This window comes from Xanthomonas sp. GPE 39 (genome assembly GCF_000963005.1).
GTDB lineage: Bacteria > Pseudomonadota > Gammaproteobacteria > Xanthomonadales > Xanthomonadaceae > Xanthomonas_A.
In genome coordinates this window covers 2,633,138-2,650,913 of the sequence record NZ_JZHZ01000007.1, presented here as the reverse complement: position 1 = coordinate 2,650,913, position 17,776 = coordinate 2,633,138, and the positions used below count along the sequence as shown (strand labels likewise).

The 17,776-nt window shown below is 60.7% G+C and carries 15 protein-coding genes and 1 pseudogene; 15 read left to right on the top strand and 1 reads right to left on the bottom strand.

Annotated features, from left to right (window positions below):
* Window positions 1–172: 172 nt before the first annotated feature.
* The 4 genes from XALGPE39_RS11045 (at window position 173) to folK (ending at window position 4,965) form a co-directional block, all read left to right on the top strand.
* On the top strand, window positions 173–1,984 hold the full coding sequence (locus XALGPE39_RS11045) for an ATP-binding protein (protein WP_045728223.1): 1,812 nt from the start codon (window positions 173–175) through the stop codon (window positions 1,982–1,984).
* Window positions 1,981–2,421 (top strand): response regulator, encoded by a 441-nt coding sequence (locus XALGPE39_RS11040; protein WP_012915358.1) that lies wholly within the window; start codon window positions 1,981–1,983, stop codon window positions 2,419–2,421. Before XALGPE39_RS11045 ends, XALGPE39_RS11040 begins: the two co-directional genes overlap by 4 nt.
* Before the next feature lie 6 nt (window positions 2,422–2,427).
* Window positions 2,428–3,942 carry a hybrid sensor histidine kinase/response regulator gene (locus XALGPE39_RS11035; protein ID WP_045728222.1) on the top strand — a complete coding sequence of 505 codons (1,515 nt, stop codon included), beginning with the start codon at window positions 2,428–2,430 and terminating at the stop codon, window positions 3,940–3,942.
* 501 nt (window positions 3,943–4,443) lie between these two features.
* Entirely contained in the window at window positions 4,444–4,965 is a 522-nt protein-coding gene (folK, locus tag XALGPE39_RS11030) for a 2-amino-4-hydroxy-6-hydroxymethyldihydropteridine diphosphokinase (protein ID WP_045729157.1), read from the top strand.
* 206 nt (window positions 4,966–5,171) lie between these two features.
* Here the strand turns inward: folK and XALGPE39_RS11025 are convergent, their stop codons facing one another.
* Window positions 5,172–5,906 carry a pteridine reductase gene (locus XALGPE39_RS11025; protein ID WP_045728221.1) on the bottom strand — a complete coding sequence of 245 codons (735 nt, stop codon included), beginning with the start codon at window positions 5,904–5,906 and terminating at the stop codon, window positions 5,172–5,174.
* A gap of 54 nt (window positions 5,907–5,960) precedes the next feature.
* On the opposite strand from XALGPE39_RS11025, the gene XALGPE39_RS11020 reads away from it, so the two are divergent.
* The 11 genes and pseudogenes from XALGPE39_RS11020 to XALGPE39_RS15260 all read left to right on the top strand — a co-directional run.
* A complete protein-coding gene (locus XALGPE39_RS11020) occupies window positions 5,961–7,145 on the top strand; it encodes an SAM-dependent methyltransferase (RefSeq protein ID WP_045729156.1) in 1,185 nt (394 codons plus the stop codon).
* Entirely contained in the window at window positions 7,133–7,543 is a 411-nt protein-coding gene (locus XALGPE39_RS11015) for a VanZ family protein (RefSeq protein ID WP_200893879.1), read from the top strand. Before XALGPE39_RS11020 ends, XALGPE39_RS11015 begins: the two co-directional genes overlap by 13 nt.
* 363 nt (window positions 7,544–7,906) lie before the next feature.
* A pseudogene (locus XALGPE39_RS11010) lies at window positions 7,907–8,527 on the top strand (expansin EXLX1 family cellulose-binding protein); the annotation flags it as partial.
* Between the two features lie 554 nt (window positions 8,528–9,081).
* On the top strand, window positions 9,082–9,837 hold the full coding sequence (locus tag XALGPE39_RS11005; protein ID WP_045729155.1) for a GntR family transcriptional regulator: 756 nt from the start codon (window positions 9,082–9,084) through the stop codon (window positions 9,835–9,837).
* A gap of 35 nt (window positions 9,838–9,872) precedes the next feature.
* The gene (locus tag XALGPE39_RS11000; RefSeq protein WP_045728218.1) at window positions 9,873–11,153 is read left to right on the top strand and encodes a sugar MFS transporter; all 1,281 of its coding nucleotides are present in this window, start codon (window positions 9,873–9,875) and stop codon (window positions 11,151–11,153) included.
* 42 nt (window positions 11,154–11,195) lie between these two features.
* Entirely contained in the window at window positions 11,196–12,263 is a 1,068-nt protein-coding gene (locus XALGPE39_RS10995) for a LacI family DNA-binding transcriptional regulator (protein ID WP_045728217.1), read from the top strand.
* A gap of 8 nt (window positions 12,264–12,271) precedes the next feature.
* Window positions 12,272–13,300 (top strand): SIS domain-containing protein, encoded by a 1,029-nt coding sequence (locus tag XALGPE39_RS10990; RefSeq protein ID WP_045728216.1) that lies wholly within the window; start codon window positions 12,272–12,274, stop codon window positions 13,298–13,300.
* Entirely contained in the window at window positions 13,300–14,445 is a 1,146-nt protein-coding gene (gene nagA / locus XALGPE39_RS10985) for an N-acetylglucosamine-6-phosphate deacetylase (protein ID WP_045728215.1), read from the top strand. Before XALGPE39_RS10990 ends, nagA begins: the two co-directional genes overlap by 1 nt.
* Window positions 14,446–14,740: 295 nt before the next feature.
* The gene (locus tag XALGPE39_RS10980; RefSeq protein WP_045728214.1) at window positions 14,741–16,534 is read left to right on the top strand and encodes a type IV secretory system conjugative DNA transfer family protein; all 1,794 of its coding nucleotides are present in this window, start codon (window positions 14,741–14,743) and stop codon (window positions 16,532–16,534) included.
* Window positions 16,535–16,558: 24 nt separating this feature from the next.
* On the top strand, window positions 16,559–17,131 hold the full coding sequence (locus XALGPE39_RS15735) for a hypothetical protein (RefSeq protein ID WP_152624889.1): 573 nt from the start codon (window positions 16,559–16,561) through the stop codon (window positions 17,129–17,131).
* A gap of 57 nt (window positions 17,132–17,188) precedes the next feature.
* Window positions 17,189–17,776, top strand: a 588-nt coding sequence (locus tag XALGPE39_RS15260) for a lysozyme inhibitor LprI family protein (protein WP_161795342.1), incomplete at its 3' end; no start/stop codon positions are given.

Genomic DNA, 17,776 nt, shown 5'->3' with positions numbered 1-17,776 from the left:
GGGCGGTGTGCAAGCCGCCCATTTCTTTGTGTCCAGTGCTTGGGATAAAGTGCCTCAAGGTGCCGCGACCGGGGTGTTGCTGCATGTCTGAATAATTCATCATCGGTCGGGGGAGATGGGCGACAATGCGCGCCTGCGATGCCGTCACTGTTCTCTCTTCATAGTTTTGAGTATGCAGATCATCGCCAAACACGACGTCTGGGATCGCTGGCGACTGCCGGTGCTGGCGCTGGCTGTCGTTTTGATCGTGATTCTGCCGTCGTTGCTGCTGCGGCAGATGAACGCTGCGACCCTGCGTGCCGCCGACTGGATGAGTCATAGCCAGGAAGTCACGGCGGCCTTGAGCGAGTTGCAAGCGGATGTGCGCGATATGGAGTCCGCGGCGATGGCGATGTCGCACGACACCGACTCGCCGTCGCTCAAGACGCGCCTTAAGCAGACACGTGCATCACTGGTGTCCAACATCGCACGCTTGGCCCAATTGACCCGTGACAACCCGGAGCAGCAAATGCGCATCGGGCGACTGCAAAGCACGCTGGAACGGCGCAGTCTGCTGGCCGAGCGTATCGCGCAGAACCGCGATCCGAAGCGGATTGGTCCTCTGATCCAGGAGATGAGCGCAGACAATCCGATCGGCGGTTTGACCAATGAGTTGCGGCAGCGCGAAGACGAACTGCTGATGCGCCGAATCACCGATGCCGAGCGACGCCGTACGCTGGCGTCGCGAGTGAGCTGGGTGTGCCTGGCGGTGCAGTTGTTGTTGCTGGGTCTGGTGATCTGGCTGTTGCAGCGGCAGATCGGCCGGCGCCTGCATGCCGAGCGCGACATGCTGCGCGCCAATGGGCGTGCAGCAGCGGTGCTGCAAACCGTGCGCGAGCCGATTGTGTTGCTCGACGGCTCGCAGCGGATGCTGATGCACAACACCGCGTTCGCCGAACTGTACGGACTGCAACCGGACGATGCCTCGAAGATGTTGGCCGAGGTGGGCGATGGCGTCTGGCGGGATCCTGTCATCGGTCAGCGTCTTGCCGATATCTTGCTGCGCGGACGTGAACTTTGGGATTTCGAGCACGAACAAGTCGGCGCGGACGGTGTGTCGCGGATCATGCTGTTGAACGCGCGGCGCATGCCGTTGCCCGATAGCGAGGATGAGGTGGTGCTGATGACGGTCAGCGACATCACCCTGCAGAAGTCTGCGCAACAGCGGATTCAGGAATTGAATCGGCAGTTGGAGGGCAAGGTGGAGCAGGTGTCGGAGGTCAACCGCGAACTGGAAGCCTTCAGTTACTCGGTCTCGCATGACTTGCGTGCGCCACTGCGCCACGTTGCCGGGTTCGCCGACAAGCTGGTGCGCCATCTGGACGCAGCCGCCGACGAAAAGAGCCGGCATTACCTGGAGGTGATCGGCACTTCGGCGCGGCGCATGGCCTCGTTGATCGACGATCTACTGGTGTATTCGCGTCTGGGCCGTAGCGCGATGCGCTTGCAGTCGGTGGATATGCAGTCGCTGGTGGCGGAGACGCGCTCGGTGCTGGATGCCAATTATCAGTCCGACCATGCCGGTAACGGCCATCGCATCGAATGGCGCGTTGCGCCGCTGCCGATTCTGGTCGTCGACGAGAACATGATGCGCCAGTTGTGGTTGAATCTGCTCGATAACGCGGTCAAGTACAGTGCCAAACGCGAGGTCGCGCAGATTGAAGTCCACTACCAAATGGAGCCGGACGGTAGCCATCACTTCACTGTGCGCGACAACGGTGCCGGTTTTGACATGACCTATGCGGCCAAATTATTCGGCGTATTCCAGCGGCTGCACAAGGCGAGCGAATACTCCGGTACCGGCATTGGCCTCGCCAGCGTGCGTCGCGTCCTCGCCCGTCATGGTGGGCATATCTGGGCCGAGTCCGCGCCGGACGAGGGCGCTAGCTTCCACTTCGTTTTGCCACCGGCGCTTGAAGCGCCCACCACCGAGTTGATCGCATGACTGCCATTCGCACCATTTTGCTGGCCGAAGATAGTCCCGCCGATGCTGAAATGGCGATGGACGCATTACGCGATGCTCGCTTGGCCAATCCGATCGTGCACGTCGAGGACGGTGTGGAAGCGATGGATTACCTGCTGCGTCGCGGTGCCTACGCCAAGCGCGAGGAGGGGATGCCCGCAGTGCTGTTGTTGGACATCAAAATGCCGCGACTGGATGGCCTGGAAGTCCTCAGGATGGTGCGTAGCGATGAGTCGCTCAAGCGTCTGCCGGTGGTGATTCTGTCCTCCTCACGCGAGGAGAGCGATCTAGCCCGTAGTTGGGACCTTGGTGTCAACGCCTATGTGGTCAAACCGGTGGACGTGGATCAGTTCTTCACTGCGGTAAAGACCTTGGGAACGTTCTGGGCGCTGATCAATCAGGCTCCGGACGAAGAGTAAGCACGCATGCCCATGACCGGCTCCAAGTTCGGCCCAATCCGGATCCTGATGGTGGAGGACTCGCCAGAGGATGCCGAGTTGCTGTCCGACCAATTGCTGGACGCTGGTCTGGAGGCGACGTTCCATCGTGTGCAAAGCGAACCAGGGCTGCGCGAGGCGCTGCGCGAGTTCGCTCCCGACATCGTATTGTCCGATCTGAGTATGCCGGGGTTTTCCGGGCATCGCGCGTTGCGGGTGTTGCGCGAACATGACAGCGTCATGCCCTTCATATTCGTCTCCGGCACCATTGGCGAAGAGACTGCAGTTGAGGCGCTGCGCGATGGCGCCAACGACTACATCATCAAGCACAATCCCACCCGCTTGCCGTCGGCGGTGACACGTGCGATCCGTGAAGCGCGCTCGGAACGCGAGCGGCAGCGGGTGGAGCGAGAGTTGATGCGTGCGCAGAGGCTGGAGAGTCTGGCCCTGCTCGCTGCCGGCCTCAGTCACGATTTGCGGAATATTCTGCAGCCGTTACTGATCGTGCCGGAACTGATGATCGGACGCAGCGACGATCCACAACTGCGGCATCTGGCCGATGTCATTGCCGAGTGTGGTCGGCGTGGTCACGAGATGGCCGAGTCGATGCTGTCGTTCGTGCGTGGTTCGCGCACGCCCAGCCAGCGGGTTTGTATCGCCGAACTGTTCCAGGCTGTGCAGATGTTGCTCAAGAGCAGCCTGCCAGAGGGGGTGGCCTTGCAGGTGGATGTCGCCGATGCGTCCCTGTCGATTGAGGCCAACTACACCGAATTGCAGCAGTGTCTGCTCAACCTGGGATTGAACGCGATTCAGGCTATGCCCAACGGAGGGCGGCTGACGTTTTCGGCCATCCAGGCGATTGGCGCAGATGGTCGCGATCAGGTTCGTATCCTGGTGCGTGACAGCGGTATGGGGATGGATGCGCAGACGCAGGCGTTTCTGTTCAGTCCCTTCTTTACAACCAAACCGGATGGCACCGGCCTTGGCCTGATTTCATGCAAGCGCATCGTCGAAGGCTACGGTGGCAGCATCGGCGTGGACAGTACGCCGGGCGAGGGCACCTGTTTCGAATTGATGCTGCCATTGCGCGGTCAGACGCCTTCGGTCGAGCCAGAGTTGTCGTTGCCGATGGGCAAGGGCCAGAGCGTGATGTTGGTGGATGGCGAGGCGACGCGGTTGTCGCTGCTCGGTAACGCGCTGTCCAGCCAGGGCTACCGCCCGCAATTGGCGTCCGATGGCGCGGCAGCGCTGCGCGATGTGCAGGAACACGGTCTACCGGACCTGGTGATCGTGGACAGCGATATCATTCTGCTGTCGGCGGTCAGCCTGTTGATGGCGCTGCAGGAAATGCGTTACCAGGGCCCGGCGATCGTGCTCGAGGACGCTGGCGCGGTGCTGGAGCGCGATCATTTTCCCAGCGATATCGCCGTGCACGTGTTGCGCAAGCCGTTGGAAATGCAGCGCGTGTTCCGCGCCGTGGCACATGCGTTGGAGAGTGGCTGAGAATCCGCTCCCCGAGAAGCCAGTCAACCGATCTGCAACAACGCACATAGATACGATTGCATTGCGGTTTGAGCGGGGAAACCATGTGTTTCCCCGCTTGCGGATCCAGCGTCTGTGCTTATCGTGGCGAACACGGCGTCACCAGTTCCTGGCCGTTGGGCGCGGGTAGTGCGCAGGAACCGCAGTGTGCAAGTGATACCAGAGGATTCCGAGGACTGTCCACAACCGTCCGACAGCGACGCAGTCATTGTGTTGGCTAGTCGCCTAGCGCGATTGCGCTTCCAGCGTGGGGCGAGGGAGAGGTGCGCACGGTATTGGGTTCGGTCGCGCTTGCGATTGCCGGCTTCATGGGCGATGCATACACCTGCAAGCCGCGTTTTCCGGCCGGCAGGCGCAAGAGGGTAGTCACTGCCGCAAGCCCGGCGCGCCCGGATTCTATGCGGTGCGGCACCGACTTGGCTAGCTGTTGACGCTGGTGGCCGCAGCATGCGCGAATACCGCATGACCACCGTGCTCCTGAGCCTGGGCAGCAACCTGCGCCCGCAGCATCACCTTGCCGTTGCGCTCGAAGCATTGCGTGAGCGCTTCGGTCGTATCGTGGTGTCGCCCACCTACCGGACCGCTGCGGTGGGCTTCGACGGACCGGCATTCCTCAATAACGCGGTGGCGTTGCAGACCGATTGGGATCTGATACCGCTGGACGCCTGGTTACATGCGCTGGAAGACGCGCACGGGCGCGACCGCAATGGTCCGCGCTTTAGCGACCGCACGTTGGATATCGATATCGTGTTCTATGGCGACCGCATCGCTGAAGGTCCAGGGAATTTGCGGATTCCGCGTCCCGAGTTGCGCCATGCCTTCGTGCTGAAACCGCTGGCCGACATCGCCGCCGATTTTGTCGACCCGATCAGCGGCCTGACGTTGGAGGCATTGTGGCGTGCGCATGCCGAGCACGGAGCGGTGTTCGAGGTGGTGGCGCTGGATGGGGGCCGGACCCTGGGGCAGGAGCACGCGCCTCGGTAAGGTCGGCACTCGTGTGGAGGCGGGAGCGCCCGATGTCCTCGCCGAGTAACGGCTGTCTGCAAATCGAATCGGGCAAGGGCGCGCGCGTTGCTGTGTGTTCGGGACTGGCGCGGTTGCTGCGTGTGATCCATGTCGATGCCACAGACGCGGTGTTGTGGTGGCGATGCCCCGCCATCGCCGGCTGTCTCGAACGCATCGTCCCGGCCTCAGGACAGTCCTCGGCCACCATCCACTCGCAAAGTCTGACCGGTGACGAAGTGGGCGTCGTCGAGCAGCCAGCGTACCGCTTCGGCGATGTCGGCGACGTCGCCGGTGCGTGCCAGCGGGGTGCGCGCCAGCAGCGCCTGCTGCGCGGCGGGATCCTTGCCGGCGTCCGGCCACAGGATCGCGCCGGGGGCGATGGCGTTGACCCGCACTTGCGGCGCCAACTCCAACGCCAGTGAGCGAGTCAGCATCGCCAGGGCGGCTTTGGCGGCGCCGTACAGCGGATGCGCGCGCAACGGCTGCTCCGCATGCAGGTCGGTGAGGTTGACGATGGCGCCACCGTGTTCGCGTAGCTGCTCGGTAGCGGCCTGGGCGAGGAACAGCGGCGCACGCGCGTTGACGGCGAACAGGTCGTCCCATTGCGCCGGTGTGGCTTCGTGCAAGGGGGTGGGATAGAAGTTGGAGGCGTTGTTGATCAGCGCGTCGAGCCGGCCGAAGCGCTGTACGCACTGTCGCACCAATCCCGGCAATTGCGCGGTATCGCGCAAGTCGGCGTGCAGGGTCAGGGTGCTGTCCGCGCGCATGGTCTCCAGTTCCTGCGCCAGCGCTTGCAGCTCGGTTTGCGAGGTGTGCGCATGCAGCGCCACGCGATAGCCCGCAGCGTGCAGATGCCGGGCGATGCCGGCGCCGATGCGGCGTGCGCTGCCGGTGATCAGGGCGACTTTGAGGTGAGACATGTGCAGATTCCGTACTCGGCTATGCTGTGCATTGTCCACGCAATTCAGCACTGCATGCCGACCGATCTTCCCTTGCCCGATGCCGATGCGCTGGCGCACAGCAATCGTCTGGTCGCGCATCTGCGCGCCGAAATCGCCGCCAATGGTGGCGCCATTGCGTTTTCGCGCTTCATGGAGCTGGCTTTGTACGCGCCGGGACTCGGTTACTACAGCGCCGGCAGTAGCAAGTTCGGCGAGGCGGGCGATTTCGTGACCGCGCCGGAACTGGGGTCGTTGTTTGCCGCCACGGTGTCTAACGCGCTGGCTCCGGTGTTGCGGCAACTGGGCCCGCAGGCGCGCATGCTGGAAGTGGGTGGCGGCAGTGGCGCTTTCGCCGAAGTGATGCTCAAGCGCTTGTCGGCGCTGGATGCGTTGCCCCAACGCTATGCCATCCTGGAGCCCAGCGCGGACCTGCGCGTGCGCCAGCGCGAGCGTCTGGCGCGGGTGTTGATCCCGCCGGTGTTCGATCTGCTGGAATGGTTGGACCGTCCGTTCGACGACGACTGGAACGGCGTGCTGTTCGCCAACGAAGTGATCGACGCGTTGCCGACGCCGCGCTTTGTGCTGCGCGATGGCGAAGTTTTCGAGGAAACGGTGACGCTGGATCGCGATGGCGGCTTCCAGCGCGGTGAGCAGCCCGCCGATGCGCTGCTGACGGCGGCCGTGCGGCATGTGGAACGCGATCTGCAGCGGTCACTGGCCGATGGCTACCGCTCCGAACTGCTGCCGCAGTTGCCGTATTGGATTCAGGCGGTGGCCGGTGGCTTGCGCAGCGGCGCGATGCTGTTTGTGGATTACGGTTATCCGCGTCGCGAGTTCTATCTGCCCGAGCGCAATGAAGGTACCTTGCGCGCGTTTTACCGGCATCGCAGCCATGCCGATGTGTATCGCTGGCCTGGATTGCAGGACCTGACCGCATCGGTGGACTTCACCGCGTTGGCCGAGGCCGGTACCGGTGCCGGTTTCGATCTGGCGGGCTACTGCAACCAAGCCAGTTTCCTGCTGGGCAATGGCCTGGACACGTTGCTGGCCGAGGCCGAAGCACGCACCGACGACGCCGGCCGGCTGCGTCTGCGCCAGCAAGTGAAGCGGCTGACCCTGCCCAGCGAGATGGGCGAGCGTTTCCAGGTGATGGGGTTCGAGCGGGATGTCGCGCTGGCGCCGGCCTTTCTGGCTGGCGACCTGAGTTGGCGTCTGTGAGGGCAATGGTGCGCCCGTTCCGCTGGCCCTGGTTATGGCTGGGGTTGTGGTGGCTGGCCATTATCGTGCTGATTTATCTCTGCATGATTCCCCGTCCGCCGCAATTGTTGGACATGCCCGAGGGCGACAAGGTCGAGCATTTTCTCGCTTACCTGTTGCTGGCCGCCGGTGCCGTGCAGCTTTATGCCAGTCCGCGTGCCTGGACCGGGGCGGCGCTGGGCCTGTTGGCGTTGGGTGTGGGGATCGAATTCGCGCAGGGAGCCTGGACCAGTACACGTTCGGCCGATCCATTCGATGCGTTGGCCGACGCGCTGGGTGTCGCGCTCGGCATGGTGACGCTGTTCACTCCGCTGCGTGACGTACTTTGGCATCTGGAGCGTGGTTTTCTGCGCCGCTGAATCAATCGTTTTGTAATGTGTAGGCGAACTCACATAACCGGCATTAAATGCCTTGTTGTATAGATGCCTGAGTGGCCCCGGAATGTTTGCGGACACGCACAGACCGTGTCTACAAAATCGACCAAGAGTGTATTATCCAGCCGCGCGCAAAGTTGCTGCATACGTGCATCTTCCACATTCGGCTTGCAGGGCAACGGCCCTGTCGCCGCGCGGCGCATCGCGCCTATTAACTAGGAAACCATTATGCAAGCACGACATATTCGCGCCGCCCTACGCAGTGCCGGTTTGTTCGCCGTGCTGAGTCTGATTGCCATCGTCCCACCCGCTGCTGCCGATGACTGGAGCGGGGTCTGTAATGGCACTGCGACCTATACTTACTCTGGATACTCTGGTGGCGCGTTATTGCTCGATCCGATTCCGCCGGATGCAATGATCACTGCGCTCAACCCGACACAGCTCAATTATGGCGGGGTCAAGGCTGCGTTGGCCGGTGCGTATCTGCAGGTGCAAGGTCCCAATGGCACCGCCACCGTGTATGTCACCGACCTATATCAGGGAGGCGGCAATTGCTATTTGGATCTGTCGCCCAATGCATTTTCTGCCATTGGCGATACCAGCGCCGGTCGCATTCCGATCAGTTGGAAAGTGGTGCAAGCGCCGATCACCGGTAACCTTGTGTACCGAATCAAGGAGGGGAGTTCGCCGTACTGGGCCGCAATCCAGGTACGCAACCATCTCTACCCGGTGGTCAAGTTCGAGTACAAGAACGGCGATGACTGGATCAGTCTGCCGAAGACGGACTACAACCATTTCGTCGGCGAAAATGTTGGAGCGCAGATGTTGGAGGTGCGCATCACCGATATTCGCGGCATGGTGGTGACCGATACGATTCCGCCCATGCCGACCTCTGGGGATAAGGGAGCTTATCTCGTCGACGGGCATGTCCAGTTCCCGCGTGATCAGGATATCCAGTCCCTTCATTGAGAGGACATGATGTGAGCCAAGCCCCGGTGTCGTGACGCTGGGGCTTGCTCGTGTCAGCAGTCCGTTCGCGGCCAGTGAGGATGCGGCGTGGATTGGTCTTGGAGTGGCTAACGAAACATCCCCAGTGGCTCTCGGGTGGGCGCGGACAGTACATAGGATCCGAGGCGGTATGTGACCCCGAGCACTGCCCACGCCCCCTGTGGCGGCGACACAGGTGTCCTGTTAGCTGCTCTTATTCGTTGTAGATAAACCCGCTGTCGGGTTGACAGGTCCGTTGCATCGCGTCTGCTCTGAGGGGGGGGCGTCGATGACCGCTGCCAGGGCGATGACCCCTGGGGCATCGGCTAGCGGTAGCAGCCCGTCCGGGGCGCCGCATGCCCGCAACCGATGGTCGGGGCAGGGCAGCGTCGCCGGCCATGTCGCCACACGCCCTGCGATGCTGGCTGCCGGCGCGGCATTGCCCTCGTGCCGGCGCCGATTCGTCACGCAGCGTGCACATCGCATGGATTGGTACTATATTGGATATGATCTATCCATGCGGTCTGGAGAGCACGATGACCAAGTCCAAGCCGCCTGCCGACCCTAGGTTGCGGGGGCTGGCTGTGGATTCGGATGCGCCGACGCCCTTGTACTTGCAATTGGCGAGCAAGCTGGTGGGAGCGATCAAGGCTGGTCAGTGGAAACCGGGCGAGGCTTTGCCCGCCGAGCGCCAACTGTGTGAACACCTGAAGATATCGCGGGTGACCTTGCGCCAGGCCGTGGATGCCTTGGTCGAGCAGGGCCTGGTGTCGCGCCGGCAAGGTGCCGGTACGTTCGTCACCTCGCACATCCAGCATCAGCTTAGCGGTCTGGCCAGTTTCACCGAGACCGTGCGCATGGAAGGGCTGGAGCCAGGGACGCGCTGGCTGGAGCGGCGTACCCGTCCGGCCCACGGCGAGGAGATCCTGCGCCTGGGGTTATCGCCGGACACCGCCGTGACGGAGCTGACCCGTTTGCGCAGTGCCGATGGCCGGGTCATGGCCTACGAGGAAGCGGTGCTGCCGCAGTATGTCGTGCCCGATCCCAAGGCGATCGTCGATTCGCTCTATGCCTACCTGGACGAGCGCGGCACCCCGGTGGTGCGCGCACTGCAGCATTTCCGTGCCATCAATCTGCCGGCGCGGTTGGCCGGACACCTGGCCATGAAGGAAGGCGAGGCGATCCTGCACGTGGTGCGGGTCGGCTATGCCCGCGACGGCAGCGCGATCGAACTGACCGACACGTATTGCCATAACGACTACTACGATTTCGTCGCCGAACTGCGACGCTGATCGCCGATCCTCGCGCCACCACGGAGCCCCCGCCCATGACCAACGCTCGGCCTAACAATCCTTTGGTTTCGATTGCCATCGTCGGCTTGTTGTTCTTCATCATCGGCTTTTTTACCTGGATCAATGGGCCGTTGATCACCTTCGTGCGCTTGGCGTTCGATCTCAACGAGGTCAATGCCTTCCTGGTGCTGATGGTGTTCTACCTGTCGTACTTTTTCCTGGCGTTGCCATCGTCGTGGATTCTCAAGCGCACTGGTATGAAGAAGGGCCTGGCCTTGAGTCTGTTGGTCATGGCGCTTGGCGCAGCGCTATTCGGGCAGTTCGCCACGCAGCGTTTCTATACGGGTGCGTTGGTTGGGCTGTTCGTGATCGGCAGTGGTCTGGCGTTGTTGCAGACTGCGGTCAATCCCTACATCAGCATTCTTGGCCCGATCGAGAGTGCGGCGCGGCGCATCGCGGTGATGGGGATTTGCAACAAAATTGCCGGCATCATGGCCCCGTTCCTGATCGGTACGCTGGTGTTGCACGGCATCGGTGATTTGGCCACGCAGGTGCAGGCAGCCGATCCGGCGACCAAGGAAGTGCTGCTTGCCACCTTCGCCGCCAAAATCCATATGCCGTATATGGTGATGGCCGGTGTGCTGGTGGTGGTGGCGATTGGCGTGTTGTTTTCGCCGTTGCCGGAGTTGCAGGCCGAGCAAGCCAATGCCACGCCGGTGGCGGTTGGTGGTGCCGCGCAGAGGCACAGCATCTTCCAGTTCCCGCATCTGTGGTTGGGCGTACTGTGCCTGTTCGTGTACGTGGGGGTGGAGGTGATGGCTGGCGACGCGATCGGTACCTACGGCAACGGCTTCCACCTGCCACTGGACCAGACCAAGTTGTTTACGTCCTTTACCTTGGCGTTGATGCTTGCGGGGTATGTGGTCGGCCTGGTGGTGATCCCGACGTTGATTTCGCAGTCGCGTTACCTCAGCGTGTCGGCGCTGCTTGGCATGCTGTTCTCGGTTGGCGCGTATCTCACCCACGGCTATGTGTCGGTGGGGTTCGTCGCTGCGCTCGGCTTCGCCAATGCGATGATGTGGCCGGCAATCTTTCCGCTGGCGATCAAAGGCCTGGGGCGTTGCACCGAAATCGGCTCGGCATTGTTGGTGATGGGCATCGCCGGTGGTGCGGTCATTCCGCAGTTGTTCGCGGTGCTGAAGCAACATGTCGATTTTCAATTGGTGTTTTTGCTGTTGATGCTGCCCTGCTACCTGTACATCCTGTTCTATTCGCTGGTTGGCCACCGCGTCGGTCAGGCCATCGTCCGCACATGATCGCGCATCATGAGCGCACTTCCCGGCGCACAGGAACGTAGTATGCGTAGACCGACCATCAAAGACGTCGCCGAACGCGCGCTGGTGTCGTTGAAAACCGTCTCGCGGGTCATCAACAACGAACCGTCGGTGATGCAGGCCACGCGTTCGCGCGTTCTGCATGCCATCGCCGAACTGGACTACGAGCCGGATCCCTCGGCACGCAACCTGCGCAGCATCACCCCGTTCGTGATCGGGCTGGTATACGACAACCCCAATCCGTACCACATCATCGGCTTGCAGAATGGAGTACTTGCCGCCTGTCGCGAGACCGGCTTTGGTGTGCAGATCCATCCTTGCGACTCGACCGCGCCGATGTTGGCCGACGAATTGGCCGAATGGACCCAACGCTCGCGTCTAGCCGGGCTGGTCCTCACTGCGCCGATCTCCGAGCGCAAGGAACTGGTCGCGGCGTTGGCCGCGCGCGGCATCAAGAGCGTGCGCATCATCGCCGCCACCGAGGACCCGAAGGATGGTGGATGCGTTTATGTCGACGACCGTGCGGCCGCCTACGAGATCACCGAACACCTGATCCAGCTCGGTCATCAGCGCATCGGCTTTCTCTGGGGAGGCAGCGCGCATCGCTCCAGCGGCGAGCGCTACGCCGGCTACGAGGCCGCGCTGAAGGACTACGGTATTGCGTTGGACAAGCATCTGATTGTGCCGGGCGACTACACCTTCGACGATGGTTTTCGTGGCGCGCGGCGCTTGCTGGCGTTGCGCGAGCCGCCGACTGCGATCTTCGGTTCCAACGACGAAATCGCCGCTGGCGTGCTGGCTGCGGCCAAGTCGGCTTCGGTGAACGTGCCCTACGATCTGTCCATTGCCGGCTTCGAGGACAGCCCGTTCTCGCGCCAGTCGTGGCCAGCGCTGACGACCGCCAAACAAGCGACAGAAGACATCGCCCGCCATGCCGCGCGGCTGCTGATTGGCCAGTTGCGCAGCGATGCCTACGAAGATCATCCAGCGGCGTTGCATAACCAGGGGTTCGTGCCGCAACTGGTGGTGCGTGGCTCGACCGCGCCGATGCAACCCCATGCCCGCCCTTCTTCCTCTCCCGACCCGATGTGACTTTGCCCATGGTGCTGCCCTCCGAAACCGAAACCTTGATGTTCCGCGAAGCTGCCGAAGCCGCTGCGGTGATCGCCGCCCAGTTCGAGCGTAACCAGGCCACGGTGAGCGCGCTCGCCGCTGCACTGCGTGCCGATCCGCCACCGTTCGTGGTGACCTGTGCGCGTGGCAGCTCCGATCACGCCGCGACCTATGCCAAATATCTGTTCGAGACCCAGCTCGGCGCGGTGACCGCCTCGGCGTCGCCGTCGGTCGGCTCGGTCTATGCTGCGCCGCTGCGCTTGCGCGGCGCGCTGTACCTGGTGATCTCGCAATCGGGCAAGAGCCCAGACCTGTTGCGCAACGCCGAAGCGGCGAAGGCGGCCGGTGCGCGAGTGGTGGCGTTGGTCAACGTCGAAGATTCGCCGCTGGCGCAACTGGCCGATACCGTCCTGCCGCTATGCGCCGGCCCGGAGAAGAGCGTGGCAGCGACCAAGAGCTATCTGGCCTCGCTGGCGGCGATTCTGCAACTCGGCGCGCACTGGAAAAACGATCCGACGTTGTTGGCGGCGCTGCAGGCGCTGCCGCAGGCGCTGGGTTCGGCTTGGCAGGCCGATTGGCGTCCGCTCACCGATGGCTTGGTCGATGCCCGCAATTTGTTCGTGATCGACCGCGGCCTGGGTCTGGCGGCGGCGCAGGAGGCCGCGCTGAAATTCAAGGAAACTTGCGGTTTGCACGCCGAGGCGTACAGTTCGGCGGAAGTGAAGCACGGCCCGATGGCTCTGGTCGGCCCGGGTTTTCCAGTGCTGGCGTTCGATCAACCCGACGAGGCGGGCGAGGGAACCCGGCGTCTGGCTGGGGAATTCCGTAGCCGTGGCGCGCAGGTTTGGCTTGCCAGTGCCTCCGGTGATCTGCCGTTGGTCGCGGCGCCGCATCCTGCCTGTGCGCCGTTGCTGGCGATCCAGAGTTTTTACCGTGCGATCAATGCACTGGCGCTGCGCCGCGGCTACAACCCGGATCTGCCGCCGCATCTGAACAAAGTGACGGAGACGGTGTGATGACCAAAACGGCGCTGCGCAACGCGCGTGTGCTTGGCGAAGATGGTTTCCTCGACGGCCTCAGTGTGCTGCTCGATGGCGAACGCATCCTCGCGCTGCTCGACGATGCCGATCCACGTATCGCTGCGGCGCCGGTGCAGCACGATTTGGGCGGCGGCACGCTGCTGCCTGGCTTTATCGATCTGCAAGTCAATGGCGGCGGCGGGGTGTTGTTCAATAACCGCACCGACGTGGACGCGCTGCGCCGCATCGGTCAAGCGCACCGCCGCTACGGCACCACCGGCTATCTGCCGACCTTGATCAGCGACGATGTGGAAGTGATGCGCGCGGCCATCGCCGCCACTCGTCAGGCCATCGCCGATGGCGTGCCGGGTGTGCTCGGTATCCATCTGGAAGGCCCGTATCTGGCCCCAGCGCGCAAGGGAACCCACAATGCCGACAAGTTCCGCGTGCCCGACGCCGAGGAGCTGGCTCTGGTGAGTTCGCTGGATAACGGCGTCACTCTCATCACCTTGGCACCGGAGCGTTTACCGACCGAGAGCATCCGTCGCTTGGTCGCGACCGGTGCGCGCGTGTTCGCTGGGCACACTGCCGGCAGCTATGAAGAAATCCGTGCGGGCTTGGACGCGGGTGTGTGTGGTTTCACCCATCTGTACAACGCGATGTCGCCGTTGCAAGGACGTGATCCTGGAGCGGTTGGCGCCGCATTGGAAGACCGTGACGCTTGGTGCGGGGTGATTGTCGATGGTGTGCATGTGCATCCGGCCAGCCTGCGTGTGGCGCTGGCGGCCAAGCCGCGCGGCTCGCTGTTCCTGGTGACTGACGCGATGCCGATGGTGGGCGCGGATAGCCCAGCGTTCGACTTGTATGGCGAAACCATCACCGCGATCGACGGCGTGGTACGTAATGCTGCCGGTGCCCTGGCCGGTTCGGCCTTGGACATGGTCAGCGCGGTGCGCAATACCGTGCGCTGGCTGGGTCTGCCGTTGGAGGAAGCCGCGCGGATGGCCTCGCTGTATCCGGCGCAATGCCTGGGCCTGGATCATCGTTACGGCCACATCGCACCCGGTTACCAAGCGGACTTGGTCCTGCTCGATGCCGCGTTGCAGGTGCGGCATACCTGGATCGGCGGGGAGATGGAATAGTTCGGTCGAGCGCCATCGTCGAGGCGATGGGTGCTTTGCCAGGATGCCATTGTGGTTGCCGTACCCGTGCCGAGTGTGCGCCGCGATGCGCGTTCGTACATCGCTGGCGCATACGGGTAACCCTGCCTATGCCAACACGCAGCGGACGTGGAGTACAGCGGTAAGGGCACGGTGTGCATCTCTCTGTGCTCGGGGGCAAGCTCAGCATTGCGGTGACTGCCACCTGGGACATCATTGACATCAGTCATGCTGGCTTGCAGCATCAAGGCTCATCGGATGAATTGGATGGAGTCAGATGCCAGTGAAATCGCTTTTCGTAACGATCTTGCTGGTTGCGGGCTTTGCAGGGGGCTTGCACTTCGCCGACTGGTTGGTTCTGAAACTGTTGCATGTCCAGGCACCGCTGGCCTGGGGCACATGGTGGCAATACGTCAAAGTATTGCGTCTCCCACAATATGCGCCTTATGCCGTCAAAGTGAAAATGGCGGGCGTCATCGGTTTTGGCGTGCCGCTCTTTGTCTGGCTCATCGTGCTGATTCGGCTGTTCAAGCCGAAGCCCGAATCGTTACACGGCGACGCCAGCTTCGCCAAGCTGAGCGATCTGAAAAAAGCCGGCCTGTTGGAACGGACTCCGCAGAGCATCCTGATCGGCAAGTACAAGGGGCGCCTGTTGTGGCTGAACGGTGCACTGCATCTCATCATGATCGCCGCGACCCGAACCGGCAAGACCACCAGCGTCGCCATCCCGACCTTGCTGACGTATCAGCAGTCTGTGGTCGTTTCAGATCTGAAAGGCGAGCTGCGTAAGCTCACTAGCGGCCAGCGTGTGGCAATGGGGCAGCGCGTCTACGTGTGGGCACCCTACGATGTCGAAGGCCGCACCCACCGCTTCAATCCTCTCAGCTTGTTGGCCAATCGCGATGCGCGCACGCGGATTGGCGAAATCCAGACGATTGCCGCCATTTTGTATCCGGACGAACAGGGTAAGGATCCTTTCTGGACATCGCAGAGTCGAGCTGCATTCACCGCCTTCGCGTCCTATATGTTTGAGCGATGGGATCACAACCTGAAAGCATCGCAGGAGCGCAATTTGCCTGTGGATTTGTGGCCCCAACCGAACACCTCGGAGAACTTTCCCAGCTTCGAGCGCATTTTGCGGTGGTCGTCGGGTGAAGGCCGCACGAACATCAAAACGATGCTGCTGGCAATCGCCAGCGATCCGGACAAGCGCTATGCCTACGTCAGCCCGCAGACCCGCGCCGTCTTCAATAATCTTTCCGGTATGGCTGAGCAGACGTTTTCCAGTGTACTGGCCGTCATGCAGGCGCCGCTTCAGCAGTTCCTGAATCCTACGCTGGCGGCAGCCACCAATGCGACCGATTTTGATATCACCACAATCCGCAAACGGCCGACGACAGTCTATGTGGATATTCCAACCAATAAGCTGGACGAAAGCAGCAAGTTGCTCAACATATTTTATAGCACCGTGATAGGTCACAATCTGGACAAGCAACTGGGTGATGAGCCGGACTTGAAATACCAAATGCTCATGCTCCTTGACGAATTCACCGCCATGGGCAGGTTGGACGTATGGGCCAAGCGCATTTCCATTTCGGCCAGTTACGGCGTGCGCAGTCTGGTGATCGTACAGAGCCGCGCTCAGTTGCGCGGTACCTATGGCGATCACGATGCACAGAACCTGATTACCAACCACGGCTGCCAGATCATGTTGACACCGCGCGAGCAGAGCGACGCCAACGCATACAGCGAGATGATGGGTTACAAGACCATCCGCAGACAAAACCGTAGCCAGAGCAGTGGAGGCGCTGGTGGTCGTCAGGTATCGATCAACTACACCGAGGAAAAGCGCGCCTTGATGTTGCCGCAGGAGATCAAAGAGTTGCCGCAGGACGACGAACTGATCTTCAAGGAGGGCTGTAAAGTGATACGGGCCAAGAAGAACTGGTTCTTCAAGGACAAGCAGCTCAAACAGTTGACACAGTTACCACCGGTGGTGATGGAGCCGCTGGAAAAGCGACTGGCAGCGGCACGGAATGGGAAGCTGAAGAGGGTTTTTGTGTTCAACTGAACATTCAACAGGAGATGGCGGCGCATGCGCAGTTTGATTGTGATGGGTGTTGCCGTAGCGGCGGGTTTCACGTCGCTGACCTGTGTGGCAGGGAATAAAGCGGTTCCAGCGCTCGATGCGTCTGTGTATGTTGAAGGGTCGCTGTGTAAAAAGCCGGATCAGATTGTTTTTTCGTGTCCTTTGGTCAATAGCAAGAAAATCGTCTCGATGTGTGCAGCAGGAAGTGTCGTGCCGCACCGTTTCTACTATGCGTTTGGTAAGCCTCAGAAAATTGAGATGAATTATTCATTAAATTCTTCAAGTCCGAGCGGTGGCCTTACACATTCATTTCTTGGCTACGCGGGTGGTACAGGGGGGTATGCTTATTCGTTTGTGAATGGCAATGTTAAATACATTATTTATTCAGTTTCGGGTAAGTATGGCTTTAATGCTGGCGGTGTACTTGTTCAAGAAGTTGGTGATATTAAGGCTTTGGTTGAGATGAAATGCGCAAAAGGAGATATTAAGGAGGATTTGGATGAATCTTTGTTGAAAGAAACTTTAAATTTTAAAATTGACGAAGATATAAGTGGGCGTGCGTTGCTAGGTATTAATTGAAGGGTGGTTTAATTGCTTCGCGCGGTTTGACGGGGTGTATTTTTTATGATTATTTTCATGGAAATTACGAAGCCACATTTTGATGTGATTATTTATGAATATTCTAATTGCGATAAATGGGATGAATCTATGAATGCTTGCTCGATGTATTTGATGAGGTTTATTTTTTTGCCATTTTTGATGGTGCATGTAAGTCACGTTTTTGCCGCCAGCTTCGATTGTGGGAAGGTAGTTGGTGTCACGGAAAAGATGATTTGCAACGATGCAAAGACATCTGCGCTGGACGAAAAATTACAGCAAGCCTACCGTGCGGCAATGGCATCCGTTTCAGAGTCTGTCGATAAGAATGCATTGGCTAAAGAGCAGCGCAATTGGATTCAATATGCGCGTGCAAATTGCCAGAGTGCAGCTTGCCTGCAAAGAATATATACCGCACGCATTGCCATGTTGGAGCGAAATGAAAGAAATATTCAAAACGATGAATCCTACTGTGTAACACCCAGTGGAGATAAGGCTGATGTTCATGATTGTAGTATCAGTGCACAGGATTACAGGGATCCTAACGACCATGTTCTGATACGCCCAGGGTTCCGTAGACACTCAAGACCCTCGTTGCGCGTAGCGCCGTTCAAACTCTACAGGAGA

Bases quoted from the DNA above. Each gene is read 5' to 3' on its own strand.
- XALGPE39_RS11040 (WP_012915358.1), top strand. From the start codon at position 1,981: ATGACTGCCATTCGCACCATTTTGCTGGCCGAAGATAGTCCCGCCGAT.
- XALGPE39_RS11045 (WP_045728223.1), top strand. From the start codon at position 173: ATGCAGATCATCGCCAAACACGACGTCTGGGATCGCTGGCGACTGCCG.
- XALGPE39_RS11020 (WP_045729156.1), top strand. From the start codon at position 5,961: ATGCCGACCGATCTTCCCTTGCCCGATGCCGATGCGCTGGCGCACAGC.
- XALGPE39_RS11035 (WP_045728222.1), top strand. From the start codon at position 2,428: ATGCCCATGACCGGCTCCAAGTTCGGCCCAATCCGGATCCTGATGGTG.
- XALGPE39_RS11025 (WP_045728221.1), bottom strand. From the start codon at position 5,906: ATGTCTCACCTCAAAGTCGCCCTGATCACCGGCAGCGCACGCCGCATC.
- XALGPE39_RS11005 (WP_045729155.1), top strand. From the start codon at position 9,082: ATGACCAAGTCCAAGCCGCCTGCCGACCCTAGGTTGCGGGGGCTGGCT.
- XALGPE39_RS10990 (WP_045728216.1), top strand. From the start codon at position 12,272: ATGGTGCTGCCCTCCGAAACCGAAACCTTGATGTTCCGCGAAGCTGCC.
- XALGPE39_RS10980 (WP_045728214.1), top strand. From the start codon at position 14,741: ATGCCAGTGAAATCGCTTTTCGTAACGATCTTGCTGGTTGCGGGCTTT.
- folK (WP_045729157.1), top strand. From the start codon at position 4,444: ATGACCACCGTGCTCCTGAGCCTGGGCAGCAACCTGCGCCCGCAGCAT.
- nagA (WP_045728215.1), top strand. From the start codon at position 13,300: ATGACCAAAACGGCGCTGCGCAACGCGCGTGTGCTTGGCGAAGATGGT.
- XALGPE39_RS11000 (WP_045728218.1), top strand. From the start codon at position 9,873: ATGACCAACGCTCGGCCTAACAATCCTTTGGTTTCGATTGCCATCGTC.
- XALGPE39_RS10995 (WP_045728217.1), top strand. From the start codon at position 11,196: ATGCGTAGACCGACCATCAAAGACGTCGCCGAACGCGCGCTGGTGTCG.
- XALGPE39_RS15735 (WP_152624889.1), top strand. From the start codon at position 16,559: ATGCGCAGTTTGATTGTGATGGGTGTTGCCGTAGCGGCGGGTTTCACG.